The organism is Allobosea sp. 67-29 (genome assembly GCF_001898115.1).
Taxonomy (GTDB): Bacteria; Pseudomonadota; Alphaproteobacteria; order Rhizobiales; family Beijerinckiaceae; genus Allobosea.
Map to the genome: position 1 here is coordinate 29811 of NZ_MKSQ01000029.1, position 23838 is coordinate 53648.

At 67.0% G+C, this 23838-nt stretch carries 22 protein-coding genes; 8 read left to right on the forward strand and 14 right to left on the reverse strand.

From position 1 onward, the window contains the following. Positions 1 to 9 precede the first annotated feature (9 nt). Positions 10 to 558 carry a Fur family transcriptional regulator gene (locus BGO20_RS22895; protein ID WP_291664234.1) on the reverse strand — a complete coding sequence of 183 codons (549 nt, stop codon included), beginning with the start codon at positions 556 to 558 and terminating at the stop codon, positions 10 to 12. A gap of 113 nt (positions 559 to 671) precedes the next feature. On the opposite strand from BGO20_RS22895, the gene BGO20_RS22900 reads away from it, so the two are divergent. From BGO20_RS22900 to BGO20_RS22910, 3 genes are all read left to right on the forward strand, one after another. Continuing rightward, positions 672 to 1457, forward strand: coding sequence for a 3-hydroxybutyrate dehydrogenase (locus tag BGO20_RS22900; RefSeq protein ID WP_291664235.1), 786 nt, complete (start codon positions 672 to 674; stop codon positions 1455 to 1457). Next, on the forward strand, positions 1454 to 2527 hold the full coding sequence (locus tag BGO20_RS22905; RefSeq protein WP_291664236.1) for a patatin-like phospholipase family protein: 1074 nt from the start codon (positions 1454 to 1456) through the stop codon (positions 2525 to 2527). The genes BGO20_RS22900 and BGO20_RS22905 overlap by 4 nt, the downstream gene beginning before the upstream one ends. Before the next feature lie 145 nt (positions 2528 to 2672). Continuing rightward, positions 2673 to 3089 (forward strand): DUF3830 family protein, encoded by a 417-nt coding sequence (locus BGO20_RS22910; RefSeq protein ID WP_291664237.1) that lies wholly within the window; start codon positions 2673 to 2675, stop codon positions 3087 to 3089. A gap of 40 nt (positions 3090 to 3129) precedes the next feature. Here BGO20_RS22910 and BGO20_RS22915 read toward each other — a convergent pair whose 3' ends face one another. The 3 genes from BGO20_RS22915 to BGO20_RS22925 all read right to left on the reverse strand — a co-directional run bounded on the left by BGO20_RS22915 (position 3130) and on the right by BGO20_RS22925 (position 5832). Next, positions 3130 to 5013, reverse strand: coding sequence for a cation:proton antiporter domain-containing protein (locus BGO20_RS22915; RefSeq protein ID WP_291664238.1), 1884 nt, complete (start codon positions 5011 to 5013; stop codon positions 3130 to 3132). 149 nt (positions 5014 to 5162) lie between these two features. After that, complete coding sequence (locus BGO20_RS22920; protein ID WP_291664239.1) at positions 5163 to 5483, reverse strand: polyhydroxyalkanoic acid system family protein; 321 nt, start codon at positions 5481 to 5483, stop codon at positions 5163 to 5165. 139 nt (positions 5484 to 5622) lie between these two features. Further along, positions 5623 to 5832 carry a hypothetical protein gene (locus BGO20_RS22925; protein ID WP_291664240.1) on the reverse strand — a complete coding sequence of 70 codons (210 nt, stop codon included), beginning with the start codon at positions 5830 to 5832 and terminating at the stop codon, positions 5623 to 5625. Between the two features lie 189 nt (positions 5833 to 6021). Here BGO20_RS22925 and BGO20_RS22930 point away from each other — a divergent pair, with 189 nt between their 5' ends. Continuing rightward, the gene (locus BGO20_RS22930; protein WP_291664241.1) at positions 6022 to 6702 is read left to right on the forward strand and encodes a hypothetical protein; all 681 of its coding nucleotides are present in this window, start codon (positions 6022 to 6024) and stop codon (positions 6700 to 6702) included. Between the two features lie 84 nt (positions 6703 to 6786). On the opposite strand, the gene BGO20_RS22935 is transcribed toward BGO20_RS22930, so the two are convergent. Beyond that, complete coding sequence (locus BGO20_RS22935; protein WP_291664242.1) at positions 6787 to 7089, reverse strand: hypothetical protein; 303 nt, start codon at positions 7087 to 7089, stop codon at positions 6787 to 6789. A gap of 272 nt (positions 7090 to 7361) precedes the next feature. On the opposite strand from BGO20_RS22935, the gene BGO20_RS22940 reads away from it, so the two are divergent. Beyond that, positions 7362 to 7682: a DUF4156 domain-containing protein gene (locus BGO20_RS22940; protein ID WP_465246071.1), complete on the forward strand. Its 321-nt coding sequence runs from the start codon at positions 7362 to 7364 to the stop codon at positions 7680 to 7682. A 119-nt stretch (positions 7683 to 7801) separates the two neighbouring features. On the opposite strand, the gene iolB is transcribed toward BGO20_RS22940, so the two are convergent. From iolB to BGO20_RS22980, 8 genes are all read right to left on the reverse strand, one after another. Beyond that, complete coding sequence (gene iolB, locus BGO20_RS22945; protein ID WP_291664243.1) at positions 7802 to 8599, reverse strand: 5-deoxy-glucuronate isomerase; 798 nt, start codon at positions 8597 to 8599, stop codon at positions 7802 to 7804. A 24-nt stretch (positions 8600 to 8623) separates the two neighbouring features. Next, positions 8624 to 9508 carry a myo-inosose-2 dehydratase gene (iolE, locus tag BGO20_RS22950; protein ID WP_291664244.1) on the reverse strand — a complete coding sequence of 295 codons (885 nt, stop codon included), beginning with the start codon at positions 9506 to 9508 and terminating at the stop codon, positions 8624 to 8626. A 31-nt stretch (positions 9509 to 9539) separates the two neighbouring features. Next, positions 9540 to 11390: a 3D-(3,5/4)-trihydroxycyclohexane-1,2-dione acylhydrolase (decyclizing) gene (gene iolD / locus BGO20_RS22955; protein WP_291664245.1), complete on the reverse strand. Its 1851-nt coding sequence runs from the start codon at positions 11388 to 11390 to the stop codon at positions 9540 to 9542. A 21-nt stretch (positions 11391 to 11411) separates the two neighbouring features. Continuing rightward, positions 11412 to 13346, reverse strand: coding sequence for a bifunctional 5-dehydro-2-deoxygluconokinase/5-dehydro-2-deoxyphosphogluconate aldolase (locus tag BGO20_RS22960; protein WP_291664246.1), 1935 nt, complete (start codon positions 13344 to 13346; stop codon positions 11412 to 11414). Positions 13347 to 13464: 118 nt separating this feature from the next. Next, the gene (locus tag BGO20_RS22965) at positions 13465 to 14334 is read right to left on the reverse strand and encodes a MurR/RpiR family transcriptional regulator (RefSeq protein ID WP_291664247.1); all 870 of its coding nucleotides are present in this window, start codon (positions 14332 to 14334) and stop codon (positions 13465 to 13467) included. Positions 14335 to 14433: 99 nt separating this feature from the next. Then, entirely contained in the window at positions 14434 to 15237 is an 804-nt protein-coding gene (locus tag BGO20_RS22970) for an SDR family NAD(P)-dependent oxidoreductase (protein ID WP_291664248.1), read from the reverse strand. Positions 15238 to 15477: 240 nt separating this feature from the next. After that, a complete protein-coding gene (locus BGO20_RS22975; RefSeq protein WP_291664249.1) occupies positions 15478 to 16497 on the reverse strand; it encodes a TRAP transporter substrate-binding protein in 1020 nt (339 codons plus the stop codon). 43 nt (positions 16498 to 16540) lie between these two features. Next, on the reverse strand, positions 16541 to 18409 hold the full coding sequence (locus BGO20_RS22980) for a TRAP transporter large permease (protein ID WP_291664250.1): 1869 nt from the start codon (positions 18407 to 18409) through the stop codon (positions 16541 to 16543). A 254-nt stretch (positions 18410 to 18663) separates the two neighbouring features. On the opposite strand from BGO20_RS22980, the gene BGO20_RS22985 reads away from it, so the two are divergent. Genes BGO20_RS22985 through BGO20_RS22995 form a run of 3 tightly spaced genes read left to right on the forward strand, consistent with a single transcriptional unit; the run spans position 18664 to position 22006 of the window. Beyond that, the gene (locus BGO20_RS22985) at positions 18664 to 19527 is read left to right on the forward strand and encodes an IclR family transcriptional regulator (protein WP_291664251.1); all 864 of its coding nucleotides are present in this window, start codon (positions 18664 to 18666) and stop codon (positions 19525 to 19527) included. Continuing rightward, on the forward strand, positions 19524 to 21158 hold the full coding sequence (locus BGO20_RS22990) for an acyl-CoA synthetase (protein ID WP_291664252.1): 1635 nt from the start codon (positions 19524 to 19526) through the stop codon (positions 21156 to 21158). The genes BGO20_RS22985 and BGO20_RS22990 overlap by 4 nt, the downstream gene beginning before the upstream one ends. Then, positions 21155 to 22006, forward strand: a complete 852-nt coding sequence (locus BGO20_RS22995) for a PCC domain-containing protein (RefSeq protein WP_291664253.1) — start codon at positions 21155 to 21157, stop codon at positions 22004 to 22006. The genes BGO20_RS22990 and BGO20_RS22995 overlap by 4 nt, the downstream gene beginning before the upstream one ends. A 203-nt stretch (positions 22007 to 22209) precedes the next feature. Here BGO20_RS22995 and BGO20_RS23000 read toward each other — a convergent pair whose 3' ends face one another. Continuing rightward, a complete protein-coding gene (locus tag BGO20_RS23000; protein ID WP_291664254.1) occupies positions 22210 to 23835 on the reverse strand; it encodes an acyl-CoA synthetase in 1626 nt (541 codons plus the stop codon). Positions 23836 to 23838: the final 3 nt, after the last annotated feature.

Consider the following 23838-nt stretch of genomic DNA (forward strand, 5'->3'; position numbering starts at 1 on the left):
ATTGCTCTATCACGGAGCGACGCCGCGGCAATGCTCGCAGCGGCCGACGATCTCGACCATCTGGTGCGACGGCGCGAATTGCCGCGTCTCGGCGATCGCCGATACCGCTTTCTTCATCGCGGGCGAGGAATCCTCGTCGACGCCGCCGCAGACCTCGCAGATCAGGAAGGCGACGACCTCGTCGGCGCCATGGCCGTGCAGGCAGGCGACATAGGCGTTGCGCGACGACAGGCGGTGGACGAAGCCCTGCTCGACGAGGAAGTCGAGCGCCCGGTAGATCGAGATCGGCGCGAGCCGGCGCCCGCCCGCCGGTGAAATGCGGTCCGCGAGGTCATAGGCTCCCACGGGCCGATGATCGGCATGAAGCGCCTCCAGCGCCTTGCGCCGGATCGGCGTGAGGCGCAGGCCGCGCTCGCGGCAGATCCGCTCGGCGCGGGCAAGGGCCTGCGCCGCCTGCGCGCGATGATCCGTCGCATGGCGGCAGGGACCCTCGCCATGTCCGTGCGACGTATGGTCATGGTCGCCGTGATGGTGCGCGTTCGGCTGCATTTTCGTCATGTTGCGTTGCGAAGACTCATCGGGCAACGTGCGGCGATATCCTGTCGGTGCATTGCCTTGTTCGGACCCGAACCTAAGCATTTTCTCCCCGATTGTCAGGAGCCTTGACGCTCATGTTTCTCAAAGACCGTACCGCCGCCATAACCGGCTCGACCTCCGGCATCGGCCTCGCCTACGCCCGCGCACTGGCCAAGGAAGGCGCCAACCTCGTCATCAACGGCATCATGGCGCCGGCCGATGCCGAGAAGCTGCGCGCCGATCTCGAGCAGGAATTCGGGGTCAAGGTCGTGTTCTCGCCGGCCGACATGACCAAGCCCGCCGAGATCGCCGGCTTCATCGCCGAGGGCGAGAAGGCCTTCGGCGCCATCGACATCCTGATCAACAACGCCGGTATCCAGTTCGTCTCGCCGATCGACGAGTTCCCGATCGAGAAATGGGACCAGATCATCGCGATCAACCTGTCCTCCGCCTTCCACACCATCCGCGCGGCGCTGCCGAAGATGAAGGAGAAGGGCTGGGGCCGCATCATCAACACCGCATCCGCCCATGCCTTCGTCGCATCGCCGTTCAAGAGCGCCTACGTCGCCGCCAAGCACGGCATCGCAGGCCTGACCAAGACGGTGGCGCTGGAAGTCGCGACCAAGGGCATCACCGTCAACGCCATCGCGCCGGGCTATGTCTGGACGCCGCTGGTCGAGAAGCAGATTCCCGACACGATGAAGGCGCGCGGCCTGACCCGCGATCAGGTCATCAACGACGTGCTCCTCGACGCACAGCCGACCAAGGAGTTCGTCACGGTGGAGCAGGTCGCAGCGCTCGCCGTCTTCCTCTGCACCGACGGGGCGAAGTCGATCACCGGCGCGACGCTGCCGATGGATGGCGGCTGGACCGCGGCGTGAGCGGCCGCCAGAGCCGCCGCCCCGAGCCGGTCAGGGGGCTGGCGGGGCCGAAGGCGGAAAAGACGATCTCGCTCGCACTCCAGGGCGGGGGCGCTCACGGCGCCTTCACCTGGGGCGTGCTCGACGTCATCCTCGAGGACGGGCGCCTCGGCATCGAGGCGCTGACCGGCACCAGCGCCGGGGCGATGAATGCCGTCGTGGTCGCGGAGGGCTGGATCGACGGCGGGGCCGACGGCGCGCGCGCCAAGCTCGAGGCGTTCTGGCGCGCGATCAGCGTCGACGGCAAGTATGGCGGCTCGGAGCGCTCGCTGATCGACACGATGCTCGGCGCCTGGGGCAACACCAACGGCACGCCCCCGGGCATGCTCTTCTTCGAGATGTTCTCGAAGGTGGCGAGCCCCTACGACGTCAACCCGCTCAACATCAACCCGCTGCGCGGCGTCGTGGCCGACCTGATCGATTTCGCGAAGGTCCGGGCGCATGACGCGGTCAAGCTCTTCATCGCCGCCACGAACGTGCGGACGGGCAAGATCGCGGTGTTCGAGCGCAAGGACCTGACCGCCGACCACGTGATGGCGTCGGCCTGCCTGCCGATGGTGTTCCAGGCGGTCGAGATCGATGGCGAGGCTTATTGGGACGGCGGGTACATGGGCAATCCCGCCCTGTTTCCGCTGTTCTACGAGGCCCATTGCGACGATATCCTGCTCGTGCAGATCAACCCGATCCAGCGGCGGGAACTGCCGACCAAGGCACGCGAGATCCAGGACCGGCTGAACGAGATCACCTTCAACGCCTCGCTGCTGCGCGAATTGCGCGCCATCGATTTCGTCAACCGCCTGGTCGACGACGGTAAGCTGAAGCGCGAGGACTACAAGCGCGTGTTGATGCACCGCATCGATGGCGGGCCGCCGCTGGCCGAGCTGACCTCGTCTTCGCGCATGAACGCGGAATGGGATTTCCTGCTGCGGCTCAGGGATATGGGCCGCACCGCGGCGAAGCGCTGGCTGAAGCGCAACTACGACGCCATCGGCAAGACGGCGACGCTCGACCTGAAGGACGCGATAACCTGAGAGCTGCGGCGGGCGGGAACCATGGCCCGCCGCCGATTCTTCCCGTTTCAGCTTCGCACTTGTTCCGGCGGCGCCGCTTGCGCCAAGCTGGCGCGCGATGCATCACCGCGACCTCAGGCTTCCTTTTCAGAAAGACGATCATCCCATGCAGAAACTGGTCATCACCGCCGGCCCGTACAGCTTCGAGGGGAAGTTCGAGTTCGAGGCGGCTCCGAAGACCTGCGCCGCCTTCCTCCGGCACATGCCGTTCGTCAGCAAGATCGTCCATGTCCGCTGGAGCGGCGAGGGTGTCTGGATGCCGCTCGGCGACCTCGATTTCGGCGTCGGCTACGAGAACAACACCGCCTACCCGGCGCCTGGCCACATCATCCTCTATCCGGGCGGGGTCAGCGAGACCGAGATTCTGCTCGCCTATGGCGGCGTGCAGTTCGCCAGCAAGGCCGGCGTGCTCTCGGGCAATCACTTCATCACGCTCACCTCCGGGCTCGAGAACCTCTACACGCTGGGTCGCAAGACCCTGTGGGAAGGGGCTCAGGACATCCGCTTCGAGCTGGTCGGCTGATCGATCCCGGACTGGGCGCAAGGGCGGCTCGCCCGCGCCGCTATGCGGCTGTCGGGGTGTCAGCCGCCGGCGGCGGTTGCGTCCGAGGCTGCGTTTCGTCGGCGGTCTGCGTGCTCGGCCCCGGCCCGGATTGCGGCTCCGGCGCCTTCGCCGGCTCGCCGCCGGCTTCCGGCTGCGGCCTTGCGCCGAGCCCGCCGCAGAGCGACAGCATCGCCCGGGCGATCTCGGCCTCGCCCATGATCGTCAGCGTGGCTCCGCATCTGCTCAGGTGCTCGACCTCCGCGTCCGAATGGGCGCGGGCGACGATCGGCAGGGCCGGGTTCTCGGCGCGGGCCTGCTCGCAGACCTGGCCGGCCTCGAAGCTGCCGGGAATGGCGACGAAAAGCCGTGTCGCGCGGCCGACTGCGGCCGCGGCAAGCACTTCCGGATCGGCCGCGTTGCCAATGAGAAGCTCGGCGCCGTCGCGCTTCGCGGTCTCGACCGCTTCGGGGTTGTCCTCGATCACCAGCAATTTCGCGCCTTGCGCCAGCAGGCCGGCGCCGAGCAGGCTGCCCACGCGGCCATAGCCGACCACGACGATGTGGTTCGACAGGGTCGTCGCCTGGATATCGCGCTCCGGCTCGCCATGCGGCGGGGCGGCCGCTTCCGTGGCGACGGGTGCGGCTGCCGGCGCTTCGACCGTCGCGGCTCGCTCCGGCTTCGACCTGGTGGCGGCGGCGTCAGCCGGCTTGAGGCGTTCGGCGAGCGCGAACATCACGGGGTTGAACAGGATCGAGAGGATGGCGCCGGCCAGGATCAGGTCGCGCCCCTGAGCCGGGAGGATGCCCAGGCTCACACCCAGCCCGGCGAGGATGAAGGAGAACTCGCCGATCTGGGCCAGCGAGGCCGAGATGGTGAGCGCGACCGTGTTCGAGCGGCCGAAGGCTCGCACGATCAGCCAGGCGGCGACGGACTTGCCGATCAGGATGATGGCGAGCGTGCCGATGAGCGCGCCCGGCGCCCGCACCAGGATGCCCGGGTCGAACAGCATGCCCACGGAGACGAAGAACAGCACGGCGAAGGCGTCCCGCAGCGGCAAGGTCTCCTCGGCAGCGCGCTGCGAGAGCGGCGACTCCGAAAGGATCATGCCGGCGAAGAAGGCGCCGAGCGCGAAGGACACGCCGAACAGCGTCGCCGAGAGGAAGGCGACGCCGAGGGCGACCGCCAGCACCGCAAGGCGAAACAGCTCGCGCGAGCCGGTATGGGCGACCCAGTGCAGGGCCCAGGGAATGATCCGGCGCCCGACGATCAGCATGAAGGCGATGAAGGCGGCCACCTTGGCGACGGTGATGCCGAGGACACCCCAGAGCCCGAGGTCGAACTGCGCGGCGAGCGGGGAGGCGGCGCCGGGCTGGCCGCCGGAGATCGCGCTGGCGACGGCCGGGATCGCGACCAGGGCCAGCACCATGGCGAGATCCTCGACGATGAGCCAGCCGACGGCGATCTTGCCCTTGTCCGTCTGCACGAGCCGCCGTTCCTGCAGAGCGCGCAGCAGCACGACTGTGCTGGCCACCGACAGCGCGAGGCCGAAGACGATACCGGCAATCCAGCTCCAGCCCAGCAGCAGGGCGAGGCCGAGGCCAAGCCCCGTCGCGACCGCGATCTGGACGATGGCGCCGGGCACGGCGATGGCTTTGACCGACAGGAGTTCCTTGAGGGAGAAGTGCAGCCCGACGCCGAACATGAGCAGGATGACGCCGATCTCGGCCAGTTCATTGGCGAGATTCTGGTCGCCGACGAAACCCGGGGTGAAGGGGCCGGCGGCGACACCTGCGAGAAGATAGCCCACCAGCGGGGATATGCGCAGTTTCTGGGCGATGGCCCCGAAGATGAAAGCAAGGCCGAGGCCCGCGACGATGATGGCGATCAGCGGGCCGTGATGCATGGGTCTCCCGAAATCCGAGCGCTAAAAATCAAGCTGGTGGAATGGTTTGCAGGATGGGGGTTCGCCGCGGCGTTTTCAACCGAAAGGCGTAGATCTTTTGTGCAGGGGGCGCCGATTTTTCGCTCCCGGCCCGGCGGCGTGCCTGTGGGTCAGGGTTTCGGCTTCTCCAGCAGGACCTGGCCCTGCTTCTCGACGCCGACCTTCAGCTTCTCGGCGAAGACGGCGAGCATCCAGGGCAGCGTGACCTCGACGCGTACCAGCGCATCCTCGACATCGACCCGCCCACGCACGGTGTGGCCCAGTGCCGCGACGCCGAAATGCAGGCTGTCGCCCTCCCAGCGCTCCTCCACGAGCTGCATGCGGACCATTCCGAGCCGATCGCGGATGCGGTCGATGCCGCCGCGCAGACGGGCGAGCGCGGCATCGCGCCCGAGGTCGTGGGAAATGGTGATCGAGACAGGCTTGGCCATGGCGTTCCGCAGACGGGAGGGGCTTCGGGATTGCTGCCTGCCACATGGCAACGGCGCCGGAGGATTTCCAGCGCCGTTGCAAGGATCGGTCAGTTCGACGAAGCGCGCCTGCAAGAGGGACGCGGCCGAGGAGTGCGGATCAGCTCCGCTCGCTCAGCCGGCGCTGGCCGGTCTCGGTGACCCGCCAGATCGCGCCGTCGGATTCGACGAGGCCGCGATCCTTCAGCGCGTGAAGCATCGTCTCGTCGAAGATGAAATGCTGGGTTTCCTCCTCGATGCTCTCGAGCGCGATCCATTCGGGATCGGAGAGGATCGAGGGATGCGCGATCTGGAGGTGCTGAACCTGCATAAGCGTCTCCTTCTCGTTTGATGCCCCTGTTGATGCAGACCTCGCATCCAATCTTGTCGCGGTGATGGCCGAAACATTCCGCATCGATGACAAGGCGTTTCGGGCGGCCATTTTCGGGTGGCGATGGGAACCCGCGCCGCGATCGCCGGTTCACTGGCCAGGACCCTGTTCAGAAACGGAGTATCCCCGATGGCGATCAGCAACAGCTTCCCGCCCGACGTGCCAACGGATGCCGAAGAGGCGCGCGAGGAGGTCGGAGCGACGGTGCGCAGCCTGCGCGCCAAGGCGAGCGACATGGCCGACAAGGCCAGCGAGGCCGTGAAGGACCAGTATGCCCGCGCGAAAGAGGCCGTGAGCGAGGCCGACCCCCTCGAAACCGCGCGCCAGGGCGGACAGGCCGTCGCCAATGCCGTCGAACGGCATCCGCTCGCGGCCTTCGGTCTCGGCGCGATCAGCGTCGGCCTGATCGCCTGGGCGGCCATGCGCAGCAGCGCGCCCGCGTCGCGGTGGGAGCGGTACCAGCCCGATTACGGGCGCTGGCGCAGCTGGCTTCAGGACTATGGCTCGAGCGCTGCGGACACCGGCGACCGCGCGATGCGGGCCGGCAGTAAGTGGCTGCGCAGCCATCGCGGCGATGCCGAGGAGTATGCCGACCGCGCCAGCGACTATGCAGCCAACTACGCCGCACGGGCCCGCGACTATGCCGATCTCGGCGGGCGCATGCTGGTCAAGCGGGCCGAGCGCGAGCCGGTGGCAGCGCTGATCGGCGCGGGCATCGCCGTCTATCTCATCGGCTCGCTGCTGAGCGCCTCGTCGGGCCGCGCCGAGAATGCTTCGACGCCGTCCCGCCGCCGCACCGGCAAGCGCTGAGGCGGGGAACAAAAAAGCCCTGCGGCAGGCCGCAGGGCTGTTCTTGTCGAGAGGAAGGCCGCTTGCAAGAGAGCGGCGTTCAGCTCACCACCAGTAGCGGCGCGGGCCGTAATAGCCGTAGCCACGATAGTAGTGGCGGTCGGCGCTGGCGGCGATGGCGCCGCCGATGACACCGGCTGCCACTCCGGCGGCGACGGCGGAGCCGGCCTCGTTCGAGGCGCGACGGTTCTCGACATAGTTGGCCGAGCGGCACTGCTGATAAGCGCGGGTGCCGGGGCGGAAGCCCTGCGACTCGCACGTGACTTCGGCGTCGGCCATCGACTCCTGGGCGGTCTGGCAACCGGCGAGAAGAGCGGCCATGGCCCCTACGATCAGAATGCTACGCATATTCGTTCCTTTGCAGCCTCCCATTGGCCTGCCGGGACTTAAGAGCAGCCGTGTGGGCAGGTCAAGAATGAGTGTCGGGTTTGAGTTAAGTTCGCACGGCTGATTTACGGCAATTGTGTCGAGTCGCGGATCGCTGCAGACATTCGCAAGGTCTTAGCGCCGGGAGACTTGGCATTCCGGCCGACAATGCGTTTCCCGAATGACGCCGGGGTTGCTTTTGTGCGAAAGCGGCGGATCATGTGTTCGACACTTCCGCGAGAGACCGCCCGGCCGTGACGATGAAGCCGCGTTTCCTGATCCTCCTCCCCGCGCTCCTGCTCGGCGCCTGCGCCTACCAGACCTCGCGCAGCAGCGTCGTTGTGGTGACCAATACCCAGGGCGTCGTCGAGAACTGCCAGAAGCTCGGCGAGATCGACGGCGCCTCCGGATTCGGAGCGATCGTGCCGACGGACAAGAATCGCGAGATGGCACTGTCGCGGCTCAAGATCCGTGGCGCGGAGATGGGCGGCACGCATGTCTTCTCCGATATCGCCGACATCAAATGGGCCGGCGGCAAGACCACCGGCACCGTCTACAAGTGCAATCCGGGCTAGATCGCCGGACACGCGAGCACTCCCCTGGCTCGTTCGCGCGCGAGAGTCGCGCCGACCGATGGAGCCGGTAAAGCAGCGTCCGGGCATCCTTCGTTCGAAGGAGCGGCGGAGTCGCTTGCTCAGCTCTTCAACAGCCACTCGTGCTCGGCGGCATTGTGGAACTTCCAGGTCCGCTTCGGACCGGCCATGACATTGAGATAATAGAGATCGTAGCCGTGGCAGGTGGCGCAGGGGTGATAGCCCTTGGGAACCAGCACGACGTCGCCGTCCTCGATCGCCATCGCCTCGTCCAGGCTGCGGTCATCGGTGTAGACGCGCTGGAAGCCAAAACCCTGCGGCGGATTGAGACGGTGATAATAGGTCTCTTCCAGATGGGATTCGCGCGGCAGGTCGTCCCGGTCGTGCTTGTGCGGGGGGTAGCTCGAGGTGTTGCCGGCCGGGGTGATGACCTCAACGACGAGCAACGAATCCGCGGGCTCGTTCTCCGGCAGGATATTGGTGACGTGGCGGGTGTTGGAGCCCTTGCCGCGGATCTCCTGGCCGAGATCGTCCGGGCTGATGACCCGGACGGGCAGGCCGCCCTTGAGGCCGGGGGCCGTGCAGACCGCGAGTTCGAGATCGGTCGTCGCGGTGACCGACCAGTCCGAATCCTGCGGGACGTAGACTGACCAGGGCTTGCCCTCGAAGGGGCTCATGCGCTGGCCGAGTTCGCCGAGATCCGTGCCGGCGGCGGCTGCCTTGCCCTTGCCGGTGACGAAGACGAGGCAGGTCTCGCGGTCGCCGGTCCTGGCCGAGACGGTCTCGCCCGGCTTCAGCCGATGCAGGTCGAAGCCAACATAGGTCCAGCCGGCGCTTTCCGGCGTGACATGGGTGACGCGGCCGCTCGTGCCCTGCTGCTTGACCTTGAGATGGGACATCGGCTGTTTCCTACCCGTTGGCGATCAAGCGAGCCCGGCTTCCTTGATGAAGCGAGTGAGATTGGCGTGGCCGAGCCTTGCATAGGTCGCGGGCTCGGCCTTCTTCGGGTCCTGCTCTGCCTCGACCACGATCCAGCCGGAATAGCCCTGCAACTCCCGGAGCACGCGGACATAGTCGATCAGGCCGTCGCCCGGCACGGTGTAGACGCCGGCGAGCACGGATTCGAGGAAGGACCAGTCCTCGCGGTTCGAGCGCCACATCACGGCCTCGCGGATGTCCTTGCAGTGGACATGGTGGATGCGGGCCTTCCAGTGCCGGGCGATGCGGGCGGGATCGCCGCCGCCCCAGGTGGCATGGCCGGTATCGAGAAGCAGGCCCACGGCCGGGCCGGTGACACCCATGAAGCGGTCGATCTCTGCCTCGGTCTGCACCACCGTGCCCATATGGTGGTGGTAGACGAGCTGCAGGCCGTATTCCGCCTTCACCGCCTCGGCAAAATGAGTGTAGCGCGTGCCGAATTCGTCCCAGCGGTTCTTCGGCAGCACCGGCCGGGCCGAGAGCGGTTTGGTGATGTCGGAGTGGATCGCATTCGAGGTCTCGGCGGCGATCAGAACCGAGCAGCCCATGTCGCGCAGCAGCGTCGCATGCGCCTTCACGGCCTCCATCTCGGCGGCGACGTCGCGGACGAGCAGTTCCGTCGAATACCAGCCCGAGACCAGGGCATGGCCATGAGCGTCTAGGATCGGCTTCAGCTTGCCCGCCTCGCGCGGGAACTTGTTGCCGAGCTCCATACCGGTGAAGCCGGCTTCGCGGGCCTCCTTCAGGCAGGTTTCGAGCGGAATGTCGCCGCCGATCTCCAGCATGTCGTCATTCGACCAGCCGATGGGGTTCGCGCCGATGCGGATCATGTGTCGGGTCTTTCTCACCTATGGGAACGGCTTAGTTGCCGATGGTCTGACGCTTGCGTCGTTCGTCGTAATCGGCCCGCGCCGTGCGAACCTGCTCGCGCTCGCTGACTTCGGGCACCGCGACATCCCACCAGGCGCCGCCGGCGCCGGTCGAGATCAGCGGGTCGGTGTCGATGACGACGACGGTCGTGCGCGTGTTGGCCTTTGTCTGCGCCAGCGCAGCTTCAAGCTCCGCGATCGAGGCGGCCTTCGTCGCGATCGCGCCCATGCTGGCGGCGTGCTGGACGAAGTCGATCTCCGGCAGGGTCTCGTGCCGGGTGTCCTTGAGCAGGTTGTTGAAACTCTGGCCGCCGGTCGCGTTCTGCAGGCGGTTGATGCAGCCGAAGCCGCGATTGTCGAGCAGGACGATGGTGAGCTTGAGGCCCAGCATCACCGAGGTCGCGATCTCGGAATTCAGCATCAGGTAGGAGCCGTCGCCGACCATGACGACGACCTCCTTGTCCGGCCGCGCCATCTTGGCGCCGAGGCCGCCGGCGATCTCGTAGCCCATGCAGGAGAAGCCGTATTCGGCGTGGTAGGAGCCCGGCGCTCCAGCCTGCCACAGTTTGTGCAATTCGCCGGGCAGGCCGCCGGCGGCATGGAGCAGGATGACGTCCGAACCCAGCGCGCGCTGGACCGCGCCGATGACCTGCGCATCCGAGGGCAGGGCGGCGTTTGTCGCGGCGGTTGCCTTGCCGGCTTCCTTCTGCCAGTCGGCCTTGCCGGCCTTGGCATTGTCGGTCCAGCTCTCCGGCGCCTTCCAATTGCCGATGGCCTCGGTCAGTTCGGCCAGACCCTCGCGGGCATCGGCGACAACCGGCAAGGCGCGGTGCTTGCCGGCGTCGAAGGGCTGCACGTTGAGGCCGATGACGGTCTTCCGGGAAGCGCCGAAAAGCGCCCAGGAGCCGGTGGTGAAATCCTGCAGGCGGGTGCCGACGGCCAGGATGAGATCGGCTTCGGCGGCGAGCCGGTTGGCGGCTTCCGTGCCGGTGACGCCGACTGCGGCCATGTTGAGTGCGTCGTCGTCGGGCAGGGCGGATTTGCCGCCCTGCGTCTCGCAGACGGGAATGCCGGTCGCAGCCGAGAAGCGTGCGAGTTCGTCGCTGGCGCCGGAATAGAGCACGCCGCCGCCGGCGACGATCAACGGCTTCTTTGCCGCCTTCAATGCCTCGGCAGCAGCCTTGAGTTCGTCACGGTCGGAGCGGGGACGGCGCGGCGTCCAGATGCGTTCTGCGAAGAAGCTCTCGGGATAGTCATAGGCCTCGGCCTGCACGTCCTGGCAGAGCGCGAGCGTGACCGGGCCGCATTCGGCCGGGTCGGTCAGCACCTGCATCGCGCGGGTCAGCGCCGGGATGATCTGCTCGGGCCGGGTGATGCGGTCGAAATAGCGCGAGACGGGCTTGAAGCAGTCATTCGCGGAGACCGTACCATCGCCGAAAGCTTCGACCTGCTGGAGGACGGGGTCGGGGATGCGATTGGCGAAAACATCGCCCGGCAGCAGCAGCACCGGCAGGCGGTTGACATGGGCGAGCGCCGCGGCGGTGACGAGATTGGTCGCGCCGGGCCCGATCGAGGTCGTCGCGGCCATGAAGCGGCGGCGCATGTTCGCCTTGGCATAGGCGATGGCGGCATGAGCCATGGCCTGCTCGTTATGGGCGCGGAAGGTCGGCAGGCGCTCGCGCTCATGCCAGAGCGCTTCGCCGAGGCCCGCGACATTGCCATGGCCGAAGATCGCCCAGACGCCGCCGAAGATCGGCAGGCGCTGCCCGTCGATCTCGGTCATCTGCGCAGCGAGATAGCGCGTCAGCGCCTGCGCCATGGTGAGGCGGATCGTGCGGGTCATGATGGTCTCCAGGCCGGAAAGCTATGCCGCCTTCCGGCCGCGCGTGGCAAGCCAGAGGCCGGTCAGTGCTTCGAAGCGCCTGGCCATGTCGGCGATCGCCGTCTCGTCGTCGAGCTTGCCGGCAAGCCAGCCTTCGGCCGCGCTCATGAAGATGGTGCGGCCGACGGCGAAGCCCTTGACGATCGGCGAGCCGGCTGTCGCGGCAAATCCGGCCTCCAGTTCCTCGGCCGGGGCATCGAGCCCGAGCAGCAGCACGCCGCGGCACCAGGGATCGTGCTTGGCGATGGTGTTCTCGATCGCGGCCCAGGCGGCGGGGGAGGATTGCGGCTCCAGCTTCCACCAGTCGGGCTTGATGCCGAGCACGTAGATCTCTTCGAGAGCACGTGAGATCGTGTCGGCGCCGAGCGGTCCGTTCTTGCCGGCGATGATCTCGATCAGCAACTCGCGGCCGACCTTGCGCGCCGCCTCGAACAGGCCGCGCAGCTTCTCCTGCTGCTCGCGCTTCAATTCTTCCGGATCGTCGGGGTGGTAGAAGCAGAGCGCCTTGATGCAGTGATCGACCGGCCATTCCGGCAGCAGCGAGCCGATATCCTGGCTCGTTTCGAAGCGCAGCGGGCGCGAGCCCGGCAATTCGACCGGGCGGCCGAGCCAGGCGAAGGGATGGCGGGCGAATTCGAACATCGCCTCGCGGCCATGCTTCTCGTCGAGCAGCATGCCGTATCCCGGGCGGCCATCGGCGACGCGGGCGGCGGCCTTCACCGCCAGCACCTTGAACTCGCGGATGCGGGCGGGATCGGCGCCGGTCTTTGCGGCGAGTTCTTCCAGTTGCGAGCGATGATCGCAGGCCAGCGCCATCAGCGAAGGCACGTCGCGGCGGCGCGTCGTCGCCCAGTGGATGTGGTTGATCTCCGCATCCTTGCGCAGGGCGCGGTGCGGGCTGCCGTTCTTGAGGAAGAACTGCAGTTCCTCGAAGGTCGGGCTTTCCGGCGAACAGAGCAGGCGCGAGACGGCGAAGGCGCCGCAGGCATTGGCCCAGGTCGCGGCGGTCTGCAGGCTCTCGCCGCCGAGCCAGCCGCGCAGGAAGCCGGACATGAAGGCGTCGCCGGCGCCTAGGACGTTATAGACCTCGATCGGAAAGCCCTTGCCGACGATGCCATCCTCGAGATCGTCGGGAATCGCGCCCTCATAGACGATGCAGCCCATCGGGCCGCGCTTGAGCACGATGGTGGCCGGCGTCAGCGCGCGGATCGTCTTCAGCGCCGGCAGCAATTCGCTCTCGCCCGAGGCGATCAGGACCTCTTCCTCGGTGCCGATGATCAGGTCGCAGCCGGGCAGGACCGTCTTCATCCGCTCGGAGACGGCCTGCGAGGCGATATAGCGGTTGTCGCCGGCATCATGCCCGGCGAGGCCCCAGAGATTGGGGCGGTAGTCGATATCGAGCACGACCTTGCCGCCGTTGCCGCGCATCAGCTTCATCGCCTTGCGCTGCGCGGCTTCCGGGCCGGGGCGGGCGAAATGGGTGCCGGTGACGACGACGGCGCGGGCCTTGGCGATGAAGGCGGGGTCGATATCGCCTTCCTCCAGCGCCATGTCGGCGCAGTTCTCGCGGTAGAATAGCAGCGGGAAGGACTTGTCGCTCTCGACCGAGAGGATAGCGAGCGCGGTCAGGCGCTCGGGATCGGTCTTGAGCCCGTCGAGGTTCACGCCCTCGCGGGCAAGCTGCTCGCGCAGGAAGCGGCCGAACTGCTCGTGGCCGACGCGGGTCAGCAGGGCCGAGCGCAGGCCGAGCCGGGCCGTGCCGATCGCGATATTGGCCGGGCAGCCGCCGACCGACTTGGCGAAGGAGGTGACATCCTCCAGCCGCGAGCCGATCTGCTGGCCGTAGAGATCGACCGAGGCCCGGCCGATGGTGATGACGTCGAGCGCCTGCGTCGATCCGCTCAGCGGTCCCGTCATGTGATCCTCCCGGCTGCGATATGCTTCAGGCCGATCGGGCCTGCTTGCCGGCATGAAATGATAATTCCATTATTTCGTCAACGCGGAATATATATTCCTGAGCCTGCAATCGCCCGGCTCAGCTGCGGGTACGCCGCTTGCCGCGGCTGCCGCCGGCCCGGCGGGCTTCCCCGATACCGACGGCCAGGGCCATCGCCAGCGCCATCGTCGACGACAGCGTCCGGAACCCGCCGTAATCGGCCTCGGCGACCTCGAACCAGAGCTTGGCGACCGCGGCGAGCGGCGAGAAGGCGCTGTCGGTGATGGCCACGAGCGGCACGCCGCGCTCGGCGAGGCCGCGGGCGTCCTCGACGGTCGCCGGCGCGTAGGGCGAGAAGCTGACGACCAGCACGGCGTCCTTCGGCGTGGCGAAGGCGATCATCTCCGGGTCGAGCCCGGCTGCGGATTCGATCAGCTGGTAGCGGACCCCGAGCTTGCCGAGCGCGTAGGCGAGATAGCTCGCCACAGGATAGGAGCGGCGGCGCGCGAGGATGTAGAGCGTCTCGGCACCGGCCAGCATCTCGATGGCGCGGTCGAGCGTGGCTTCGTCAAGACTGCGGCTCATCACGTCGAGGGACTTGCGCGAGGCGGTGAGGAAGCCGTCGAGGATGCGATGGTTGCTGCCGGCGCCGCCCTCGTCGGCCCGCAAGGTGTTGAGCCGTTCCTCATAGCTCGAATTGCGCTCGCGCAACCGTTCGCGGAAGACCACCTGCAAGCTGGTGAAGCCGTCGAAGCCGAGGTGCTGGGCGAAGCGGATCAGAGTCGAAGGCTGCACGCCGGCGGAGACTGCGATGCTGGCGGCGGTGCCGAAGGCGATCTCGTCGGGATTGTCGAGCGCATAGGCCGCGATCTGGGCGATACGCTTGGGCAGGCTTTCGCGCTGGCCGAGGATGAGCGCACGCAGGCCATCGAAATCGCGCGGCAGGTCTGCGGTCGCCGTCTCGCTCATCCGAAGCCCGTTCCCGTTGCGGATTCCCGTTACCGGTTCTTTCTGGCAGCGAAGCCGGAATGGAGCAAGCGTTCCAGCAGGGGAACGAACGCTCGGTGCTCAGCCGAGCGGCGCCGTCGCGCAGCTCTGGCCGCCATCGACCGGCAGGCAGATTCCGGTGATGAACTTGGCCTCGTCGGAGGCGAGGAAGACGGCCGCGTTGGCGATGTCCCAGGCGGTACCCATCTGGCCCATCGGCACCAGCGCGTTGCGGGCGGCCACCATCTCCTCGACCGAGGCGTACTGCGTCGAGATCTGCTTGTAGATCAGCGGCGTGTCGATCAGGCCCGGCATGATGCAATTGGCGCGGATGCCCTGCCTTGCATATTGCATCGCGAGCGCGACCGTCGCCTGGTTCACCGCCGCCTTGGTGGCGTAATAGGCGAAGTACGGGTAGCCGGTCCAGCGGATGGCGGCGAGCGAGGAGATGTTGACGATGGCGCCGCCGCCGCCCTTCAGCATCGCGGGGATCGCCGCCTTGGCGCAGCGATAGACCGAGCCGAGATTGAGCTGAAGCGAGGCTTCGAACTGTTGTTCCGACAGCTCGACCGGCCCGCCCATGTGGGTGACGCCGACATTGTTGTGGAGGATGTCGAGCTGGCCGAAATGCCTCGCCGTCTCGGCAACGCAGGTCTCGACCGAAGCGAGATTCGTGACGTCGGCGGCAAGAGCCAGCGCCGCTCCGCCTTCGCCGGCGATGATCGCGGCGGTCTCCTCGGCAGCCTCGCGGTTGAGGTCGATGCAGGCGACGCCGGCCCCCTCGCGGGCATAGGCGACCGCGGCGGCCTTGCCGTTGCCCCAGCCGGGGCCGGACGAGCCGGCGCCGAAGACGATGGCGATCTTGCCCTTCAGCCGGTCGGCCATGGTGTTCAGTCTCTCGATGAGGGAAGTAGGCGCGGGGAACCCCTCTCCCGTAAGGAGAGGGGCAGGGGTTAGGTGTAGGCCCCTGGACCAGTAGCGCTTGCCCTCACCACAGCGGCGGTCAGGTCACGGCTAAAGTGTCCAACGGCCTACCCCTCCACCCTGCCCTCTCCCTCCGGGAGAGGGTTCCCCGTACATTTTATGGTCGCGCGCAACGCTGAATGACGCCGACGCTGGCGCCGATCAGCTCAGCGAGCTGCCGACGGCCTTCTCCAGGATGCCCCAGGCCTCGTCGCCGTACTTCTTCTTCCACTCGGCGTAGAAACCGGCCTTGCGCAGGGCATCGCGGAAGGCGTCGGCCTTGGTCTCGTTGATGACCATGCCCTTCGACTGAAGCTCGCCCTGCAGGCCGGCGTTCAGCTTGGCGACATCGGCGCGCTCGAGCAGGGCTGCCGCGTTGATGTTCTTGGCGACGATGGCGCGCAGGTCTTCCGGCAGCTTCTCCCAGGCGCGGCGGTTGGCCAGGAACCAGAATCCGTCCCACATGTGGTTGGTCAGCGAGAGGTATTTCTGCACCTCGAAGAGCTTGGCGGTCGAGATGATCGCGAGCGGGTTCTCCTGGCCGTCGACGATCTTGGTCTGCAGCGCGGTGTAGACCTCGGCGAAGTTGATCGAGGCGGGAGCCGACTGGAAGGCGGTGAACATCGAGGTCCAGAGCGGCGAGACCGGCACGCGGATCTTGAAGCCCTTCAGATCCTCCGGCGTGTTGACCGGGCCCTTGGACGAGGTGATCTGGCGGAAGCCGTTGTCCCAGATCTTGTCCATGACGACGAGATTGGCCTTGTTGATCTGGCCGCGGACATAGGTGCCGAGCTCGCCGTCCATCGCCTTCCAGACGGCATCGTAGTTCGGGAAGGCGAAGCCGATGCCCGAGACCGAGGCGTTGGCGACTAGCGTCGACAGGATCAGCGGCGAGAGCGTGAAGAACTCGACGCCGCCCGAGCGGACCTGGCTCAGCATGTCCGTATCGGAGCCGAGCTGGTTGTTCGGGAAGATCTGGATGTCGACCCGGCCCTTGGTCTCTTCCTTGATCTTGGCCATCGCCTCGGTGGCGCGCATGTTCATCGGGTGCGCGACTGGCAGGTTGTTGGCGTATTTGTAGGTGAACTCGGCGCTCTGGGCATTGGCGCGGCCGATATGGAAGGTGCCGATGGCGGAGGCGGCGGCCGTCGCCTTGAGCAGAGTGCGGCGCGAGATGGTCATGGGCGTTTTCTCCTGAGGATTGTGCGGTTTCTTGTTGTGAGCTTCACAGCACCCAGGTCGAGAGACCGGGCACGAGGGCGATGACGGCGAGGCCGACGAGCAGGGCGACGAGATAGGGCCAGATCGCGCCCATCGCGTCGTCGGGCGAGACGTTGCCGATCTTGCAGGCGATGTAGAAGCCGATGCCGATCGGCGGCGTCATCAGGCCGATATTCATCGCGGTGACGACGACCATCGAATAGTGAATGTCGTTGATGCCGAGATTTTTCGCGATCGGGAACATCAGCGGCGCCAGCAGGACGATCGCCGGCAGGCCCTCGAGCACGCAGCCGAGGATCATGAAGACGACGATGGTCACCGCCATGAAGCTGAGCCAGCCGCCGGGCAGATGGGCCATGAAGCTGGCGAGGTCGCGGGCAAAGCCCGTCTGGGTCAGGGCCCAGGCCATGGCGAGCGCCGTGCCGAGGATCATCAGGATCGCGCCGGAGAGCGCGGCCGTCTCGACCAGCATCCGGTAGAATCGGCCAAGGCCGATGCCGCCATAGAGCACGATGCCGATGATCAGCGCGTAGAGCACGGCGATGGTCGAGACCTCGGTCGCCGTGGCGACGCCGCCGCCGACCGCAGCGCGGATGATGAAGGGCAGGACGAGGGCGGGGCCGGCGATCAGTGCCGCCTTGCCGATGACGCGCAGAGGGGTGCGGCGCACATCCTTCATGTCCTCGGCCATCGCCTTCCAGCGGGCGAGGCCGGCGAGCGCCAGGAGCAGCACGCCGGCGATGACGAAGCCGGCATTGAACAGCCCGGCGATCGAGACGCCGGCGACGGAGCCGAGCACGATCAGCACGATCGAGGGCGGCACGGTGTCGGCCATCGCCGCGCCTGTCGAAAGCAGCGCGATCAGGTCCTTGGGCTTGTAGCCGCGGCGCTTCATCTCCGGAAAGAGCGCGGGCGCAACCGTCGCCATGTCCGAAACCTTGGAGCCGGAGATGCCCGAGACCAGGAACAGCGAGCCGAGCAGGACATAGGACATGCCGGCGCGAACATGGCCGAGCATAGAGGCGAGGAAGTCGACGATCGCCTTGCCCATGCCGGTGGCGTCGAGGATGCAGCCGAGCAGCACGAAGATCGGCACGGAGAGCAGGATGAGGCTCGACATGCCCTCGTCCATGCGGCCCACCATCACGATCACCGGGACGCTGGTCGAGAAGGCGAGAAAGCAGAGCGTGCCGAGCCCGAAGCAGAAGGCGATTGGCACGCCGGCGACAAGGCAGAGCGCGACCACGCCGATCAGGAAGATCAGGATGTTGTAGTAACCGAGCCCCTTCAGGGTCGGCCCGAGCAGCCAGAAGGCGAGGCCGGCACCGCCCACGAGCAAGCCCGCCAAAGCGAGATCGGAAAGGCGCGCCGTCTTGAAGAGATAGCGCAGCGTGAGCAGCCCCATCAGCACGATGCCGACGGCGATGGCCGAGACCCGCCAGCTGTTGGGGATGTTGAGCGCGGCCGAGGTGACGTAGCTCTCCTCGACCGCGTATTCGATCGCCGGGTCGATCATCGAGGCGAGAAAGGCGGCGACGGCGACGAGCGCGAGCGTTTCGACGAAGCCGCGCAGCCGCTCGGGCATCATCGCGACAAAGAGCGTCAGCCGCAGATGCTCGTTGCGGTCGATGGCGATGGCCGAGCCAAGCATCGCGAGCCAGATGAACGAGATCGAGGCGGCCTCGTCGACCCAGACGAAGGGCAGCGAGAAGACATAGCGCGAGGTGACACCGAGCAGCAGCACGCAGATGATGAAGGCGACGAGCGCGGCGGCGACGAACTCGACCGGGCGCATGATCGGCGAGCCCGGGCGCGCGCCCTCGTTCTCGCTCAGGTTCTCGGGGATCGTCAGCGTATCGACGACGTCGACCATGCCGCGACCTCAGATGCGGATAGCCGGGCGCGTCGCGCCCGCTGCGCAGATTGCCTCGGGGGCCATCGTTTCGTCCTCCCTCCGCGCCGATCTTGCCATGCCGTCAGCGTCGATTGTGGTCCACACTGTGAATAGTCGCGCAGTGGAACGCCGTGGAGATTACACGAGAGGAGCGGCATTGCAATCCGCAAAGCGGACATCTACGGTTAGACGATAAGAACAAGGTCCATATTATGGACTGTCGGGAGGAGCGCTTGCCGCACCAGAGTGCCGCGTTGGGCGCCGGATTGTCCGGCTCGCAAAGTGTCGACCGCGCGCTCGGTCTGCTCTCGCTGATCGGGCGGGAGCCGGCCGAGGGCCTGCCGCTCGGCGAGATCGTGGCCGGCAGCGGGCTGAACAAGCCTACGACGCGGCGCCTGCTGATGGCGCTGATGCGGGCGGGACTGGTCGAGCAGGAGCCGCAGACGCGGCGCTACTGCCTGGGCGAGGAGGCCTTCGTGCTCGGCGTGCTGGCCGCGCGCCGGCATGGCCTGCTCGAGATGGCGATGGACAGCCTGCGCCGGCTGGCGCGGGAGACACAGGATACGAGCTTCCTGACCGTCCGGCGCGAAACCTACGCGATCTGCCTGCATCGGGAGGAGGGGACCTATCCGGTCAGGACGCATGCGCTGCAGGGCGGGGACCAGCACCCGCTCGGTGTCGGAGCCGGTTCGCTCGCGATCCTGGCGGCGCTTCCGGACGGGGATGTGGACCGCATTGTCGCGGCCAACGAGGCCGCGCTGCTGGCGCGCTATCCGGGCTTCGCGCCCGAGGCGATCCGGGCCGATATCGTCGCGACGCGGGAGCGCGGCGTCTCGCTCAACCCCGGCCGGCTGGTCGCCAGCTCATGGGGGATCGGGCGGGCGTTCCGCTATCCGGATGGGCGCGTTGCCGGCGCCCTGTCGATCGCCGCGATCGACAGCCGCATGACGCCCGCCCGGCAATCCGAGCTGGCCGCCTTGCTGACGCGGGAAGCCGTCCGAATGGAGGCGCTGCTGGCGCCGATGTTCCTATCGAAACGGGGCGAAAAGCCCATGGCGGCCAAGCCGCAGCCGATCGAGACAGGGAGAGCCCGATGAGCTCCGTAACCGCAGCCCCGGTCGGGGGCGTCGTGCCGATGTCGCGCCGGGTGATGAACCTCGCCCATATCGTGACGCAGAATGCCAGGCGTCTGCCGGCGCATCCCGCCTTCATCCAGGGCGATCTGCGGCATGACTGGAAAGGGTTCGACGCGCAGGTCTCGGCGCTGGCGGCGGGCCTCAAGGCGCGCGGCATCGGCAAGGGCGACCGCCTGCTCGTCCATTCCAAGAACTGCGACGCGATGTTCGTCTCGATGTTCGCGACCTTCCGGCTCGGCGCCGTCTGGGTCCCGACGAATTTTCGGCTGCTGCCGGACGAGGTCGCCTATCTCGCCACGGCTTCCGGCGCCAAGGGCTTCCTCTGTCATGGCGACTTCCCGGAGCATGCGGCGGCGGTCGCGGCTACGAGCCCGGCGCCGGAGTTCACCTGGCGGATCGGGGAGGGCGCGTTCGGCGAGGACGAGGTCGGCGCCGTGATCGCACGCCATCGCGGCGAGCGCATCGAGAACGCCGCGGTCGAGCATGACGATCCCTGCTGGTTCTTCTTCACCTCCGGCACGACCGGGCGCTCCAAGGCCGCGGTGCTGACCCATGGCCAGATGGGCTTCGTGATCACCAACCATCTCTGCGACCTCGTGCCGAACTCGACCGAGAAGGACGCGTCGCTGGTGGTCGCGCCGCTTTCGCATGGCGCGGGCGTGCACCAGTTGATGATCTCGGCGCGCGGGGCGACCTCGATCCTGCTGCCGACCGAGCGCTTCGACATCGACGAGGCCTACCGGCTGATCGAGCGCTACCGCGTCAGCAACATCTTCACCGTGCCGACGATCCTGAAGATGCTGGTCGAGCATCCGGCCGTGGACCAGCATGATCATTCCAGCCTGCGCTACATCATCTATGCGGGCGCGCCGATGTATCGCGAGGACCAGAAGGCGGCGCTGAACAAGCTCGGCAAGGTGATCGTGCAGTATTTCGGGCTCGGCGAGGTCACCGGCAACATCACCGTGCTGCCGCCGGCCCTGCACGAGGCCGAGGACGGCCCGAATGCGCGGATCGGCACCTGCGGCTTCGAGCGCACCGGCATGCAGGTGCAGATCCAGGACGATGACGGCAAGGAGGTCGAGCCGGGCGTTCAGGGCGAGATCTGCGTGATCGGGCCGGCCGTCTTCGCCGGCTATTACGACAACCCGGAGGCTAATGCGAAATCCTTCCGCAATGGCTGGTTCCGCACCGGCGATCTCGGCCATATGGACGCGCAGGGCTTCGTCTACATCACCGGGCGGGCCTCGGACATGTACATCTCCGGCGGCTCCAACATCTATCCGCGCGAGATCGAGGAGAAGATCCTGACCCATCCGGCGATCGCCGAAGTCGCCGTGCTCGGCGTGCCCGACCCGGTCTGGGGTGAGATCGGCATCGCTGTCTGCGTCAACCGGCCCGGCCAGAACGCTACGGAAGGCGAGATCGCGGATTTCCTCGGGCCGAAGATCGCCCGCTACAAGATGCCGAAGCGCTTCCTGTTCTGGGATGCCTTGCCGAAATCGGGCTATGGCAAGGTGCCGAAGCGCCTCGTCAAGGACGAGCTGGAGAAGCGTGGCGAGCTCGATTTCCTGAAAGGAAAGGCGTCGTGAGGCGCATCCAGCAGCCCGGCACCGGCACGCCCGAGCGCATCCAATGGGTGGAATGCGGCGGGCGCGCCTTCTCGCTGACGCTGCCGGCCGGTGTGTCTTTGTTGGAGGCGGTGAGGAACGGTTTTGCGGCCGCGGGTTTCGCCTCGGGCGTGGTGAAGCTCGACGGGGTGAAGCTCTCGCCCTTCGCCTATGTGATGCCGGCTTTGTCGAAGACGCCCGAGCATGCCGCCTTCTACAGCGAGACCTTCCAGCCGGAGGGCGGGGCGCGGGTCGAGGTCGGCGCGATGACCTTCGGCCAGCGCGATGGCGCGCCGTTCTTCCATGCCCATGCGCTCTGGGTTGAGGGCGACGGCAAGCACAGCGGCGGACACATCCTGCCGGACGAGACGACGGTCGCCGAGACGATCAGGCTGCAGGCGGTCGGACTCGATGGTGCGGCTTTCACGGCCGAGCCCGATAGCGAGACGCATTTCAAGCTGTTCGGACCGGTCGCGGCGGCATCAGGCGGCGCCGGAGAAGGGCGGTTCTTCGCGTTGCGGGTGAAGCCGAATGTCGATTTTTGCGGAGCTCTGGAAGCTTTCTGTGCCGAGCACGACATCCGCGAGGCGGTCATCCATGGCGGGGTCGGTTCGACCATCGGGGCGCGGTTCGTCGATGGCGGCGTGGTCGAGAATTTCGCGACCGAGGTCGCGATCACCGAGGGGCGGATCGCGGCTGGTACTGGCGGATTTGAGGCGACGATCGATGTCGCGCTGGTCGACTATAGCGGCGCGTTGGCGAGTGGGCGGCTGGTCCGCGGCGACAACCCAGTGCTGATGACCTTCGAGCTGGTGCTGGAGGTGCGCTGACGCTGTTCCAGAAAGCGCGGGGAACCCTCTCGCACAGGGAGAGGGCAGGGTTAGGGGTTGGCCGTTCACCGCATTTTCTGTGAAGTGGTCGCTGTGCAGCGGTGAGGTAGAGTTTAGTTGGTCCAACGGCCGACACCTCACCCCTACCCCTCTCCTTACAGGAGAGGGGATCCCGCACTCTTCCACCGCCGTTGTCCTCCTTTTCAATCACCCCGCTGCTTCGCGGTCTCCCGGTTGCGCAGATCCTTGCGCATGATCTTGCCGGTCGCAGTCAGCGGCAGTTCCGTCACGAATTCGACCTCGCGCGGATATTGATAGGCGGCCAGCCGATCGCGCACGAAGGCCTGGATCTCTGTCGCAAGCTCCGCTGTCGGTGTCACGTCGGGCTTCGGCAGCACGAAGGCCTTGACGATCTCGGTGCGGACGGGATCGGGCACGCCGACGACCGCGACCATCAGCACGGCGGGATGGCGGATGATGCAATCCTCGATATCGCCCGGACCGATGCGATACGAGCCGGACGAGATAATGTCGTCGTCGCGGCCCTGGAACCAGAAATAGCCGTCATCGTCGCGCGCGCCGCTATCGCCGGTGACGAGCCAGTCGCCGATGAACTTCGCCGCCGTGGCCTCGGGCTGGTTCCAGTATTCCAGCATCATCACGGGATCGGGCCTGCTGACCGCGATCAGCCCCTGCTCGCCATCAGGCAGTTCACGGCCTTCCGGCGAGATCACCGCGACGCGGTGGCCGGGCACGGCGCGGCCCATCGAACCGGGCTTCACGGGATAGAGGCTCGCGCAGTTGGCGACGAGCAGGTTCGCCTCGGTCTGCCCGTAGAACTCGTTGACCGGGAAGCCGAAGGTTTCGCGGCTCCAGTCGAGCATGTCGGCGCCGAGCGTCTCGCCGCCCGTGCCGATCGAGCGCATCGCGTAGCCGAAGCGCCGGGGATCGCGGACCTGCCGCATCAGCTTCAACGCTGTCGGCGGCAGGAAGGCGTTGCGGACGTTGTGCCTGTTCATCAGAGCGAAGGCGGCCTCGGGATCGAATTTGCGGGCGCGGGATGCCAGCACCGGCACGCCGCAATAGAGGCTGGGCAGGAGCACATCGAGCAGGCCGCCGATCCAGGCCCAATCGGCCGGGGTCCAGAACAGGTCGCCCGGCTGCGGGAAGAATTCCTGCGGCAATTGCACGCCCGGCAGATGGCCGAGCAGGACGCGATGGGCATGCAGCGCGCCCTTCGGCTTACCCGTCGTGCCGGAGGTATAGATAATCACGGCCGGATCGTCGGCGCGCGTATCGGCGGCGGTGAAGCGGTCCGAGGCCTTCGCCATCTCTGCCTCGAAATCGAGATGGCCGGCGCCGCCGACGACGAAGATCTTGCGCAGTTTCGGCAGGGCGTCGCGGATCGCTTCGACCTTGCCGATATTCTCGGCGTCGGTGACGAGCACGCTGGCGCCGCTATGGCCGAGCCGGTGCTCCAGCGCCTCGGGGCCGAACAGGATGAAGAGCGGCAGCGCGATGGCGCCCAGCTTGTAGGCGCCGAGATGGGCGATCGCGGTCTGCGGCGATTGCGGCAGCAGGATGCCGACGCGTTCGCCCGGACCGATGCCGTGAGCGCTCAACAGGTTGGCGAAGCGGTTCGAGGCGCGGGATAGCTCGTCGAAGGAGATCGTCGCGACCTTGCCGCCGTCCTCCTCGAAGATCAGCGCCGTTTTGCCCGAACCGTCGGCATGGGCGTCCGAGCAGGCTGTGCCGATATTGAAGCGCTCGGGAATGCGCCAGGCGAAGCGGCGCAGCGTGTCGTCATAGGTAGTGCCGCGTTCGAGCATGTC

Bases quoted from the DNA above. Each gene is read 5' to 3' on its own strand.
- BGO20_RS22980 (WP_291664250.1), bottom strand. From the start codon at position 18,409: ATGGTCGACGTCGTCGATACGCTGACGATCCCCGAGAACCTGAGCGAG.
- BGO20_RS22895 (WP_291664234.1), bottom strand. From the start codon at position 558: ATGACGAAAATGCAGCCGAACGCGCACCATCACGGCGACCATGACCAT.
- BGO20_RS22990 (WP_291664252.1), top strand. From the start codon at position 19,524: ATGAGCTCCGTAACCGCAGCCCCGGTCGGGGGCGTCGTGCCGATGTCG.
- BGO20_RS22900 (WP_291664235.1), top strand. From the start codon at position 672: ATGTTTCTCAAAGACCGTACCGCCGCCATAACCGGCTCGACCTCCGGC.
- BGO20_RS22925 (WP_291664240.1), bottom strand. From the start codon at position 5,832: ATGCAGGTTCAGCACCTCCAGATCGCGCATCCCTCGATCCTCTCCGAT.
- BGO20_RS22930 (WP_291664241.1), top strand. From the start codon at position 6,022: ATGGCGATCAGCAACAGCTTCCCGCCCGACGTGCCAACGGATGCCGAA.
- iolE (WP_291664244.1), bottom strand. From the start codon at position 9,508: ATGATCCGCATCGGCGCGAACCCCATCGGCTGGTCGAATGACGACATG.
- iolB (WP_291664243.1), bottom strand. From the start codon at position 8,599: ATGTCCCATCTCAAGGTCAAGCAGCAGGGCACGAGCGGCCGCGTCACC.
- BGO20_RS22910 (WP_291664237.1), top strand. From the start codon at position 2,673: ATGCAGAAACTGGTCATCACCGCCGGCCCGTACAGCTTCGAGGGGAAG.
- BGO20_RS22965 (WP_291664247.1), bottom strand. From the start codon at position 14,334: ATGAGCGAGACGGCGACCGCAGACCTGCCGCGCGATTTCGATGGCCTG.
- BGO20_RS22920 (WP_291664239.1), bottom strand. From the start codon at position 5,483: ATGGCCAAGCCTGTCTCGATCACCATTTCCCACGACCTCGGGCGCGAT.
- BGO20_RS22960 (WP_291664246.1), bottom strand. From the start codon at position 13,346: ATGACGGGACCGCTGAGCGGATCGACGCAGGCGCTCGACGTCATCACC.
- BGO20_RS22975 (WP_291664249.1), bottom strand. From the start codon at position 16,497: ATGACCATCTCGCGCCGCACTCTGCTCAAGGCGACGGCCGCCGCCTCC.
- BGO20_RS23000 (WP_291664254.1), bottom strand. From the start codon at position 23,835: ATGCTCGAACGCGGCACTACCTATGACGACACGCTGCGCCGCTTCGCC.
- BGO20_RS22915 (WP_291664238.1), bottom strand. From the start codon at position 5,013: ATGCATCACGGCCCGCTGATCGCCATCATCGTCGCGGGCCTCGGCCTT.
- BGO20_RS22935 (WP_291664242.1), bottom strand. From the start codon at position 7,089: ATGCGTAGCATTCTGATCGTAGGGGCCATGGCCGCTCTTCTCGCCGGT.
- iolD (WP_291664245.1), bottom strand. From the start codon at position 11,390: ATGACCCGCACGATCCGCCTCACCATGGCGCAGGCGCTGACGCGCTAT.
- BGO20_RS22970 (WP_291664248.1), bottom strand. From the start codon at position 15,237: ATGGCCGACCGGCTGAAGGGCAAGATCGCCATCGTCTTCGGCGCCGGC.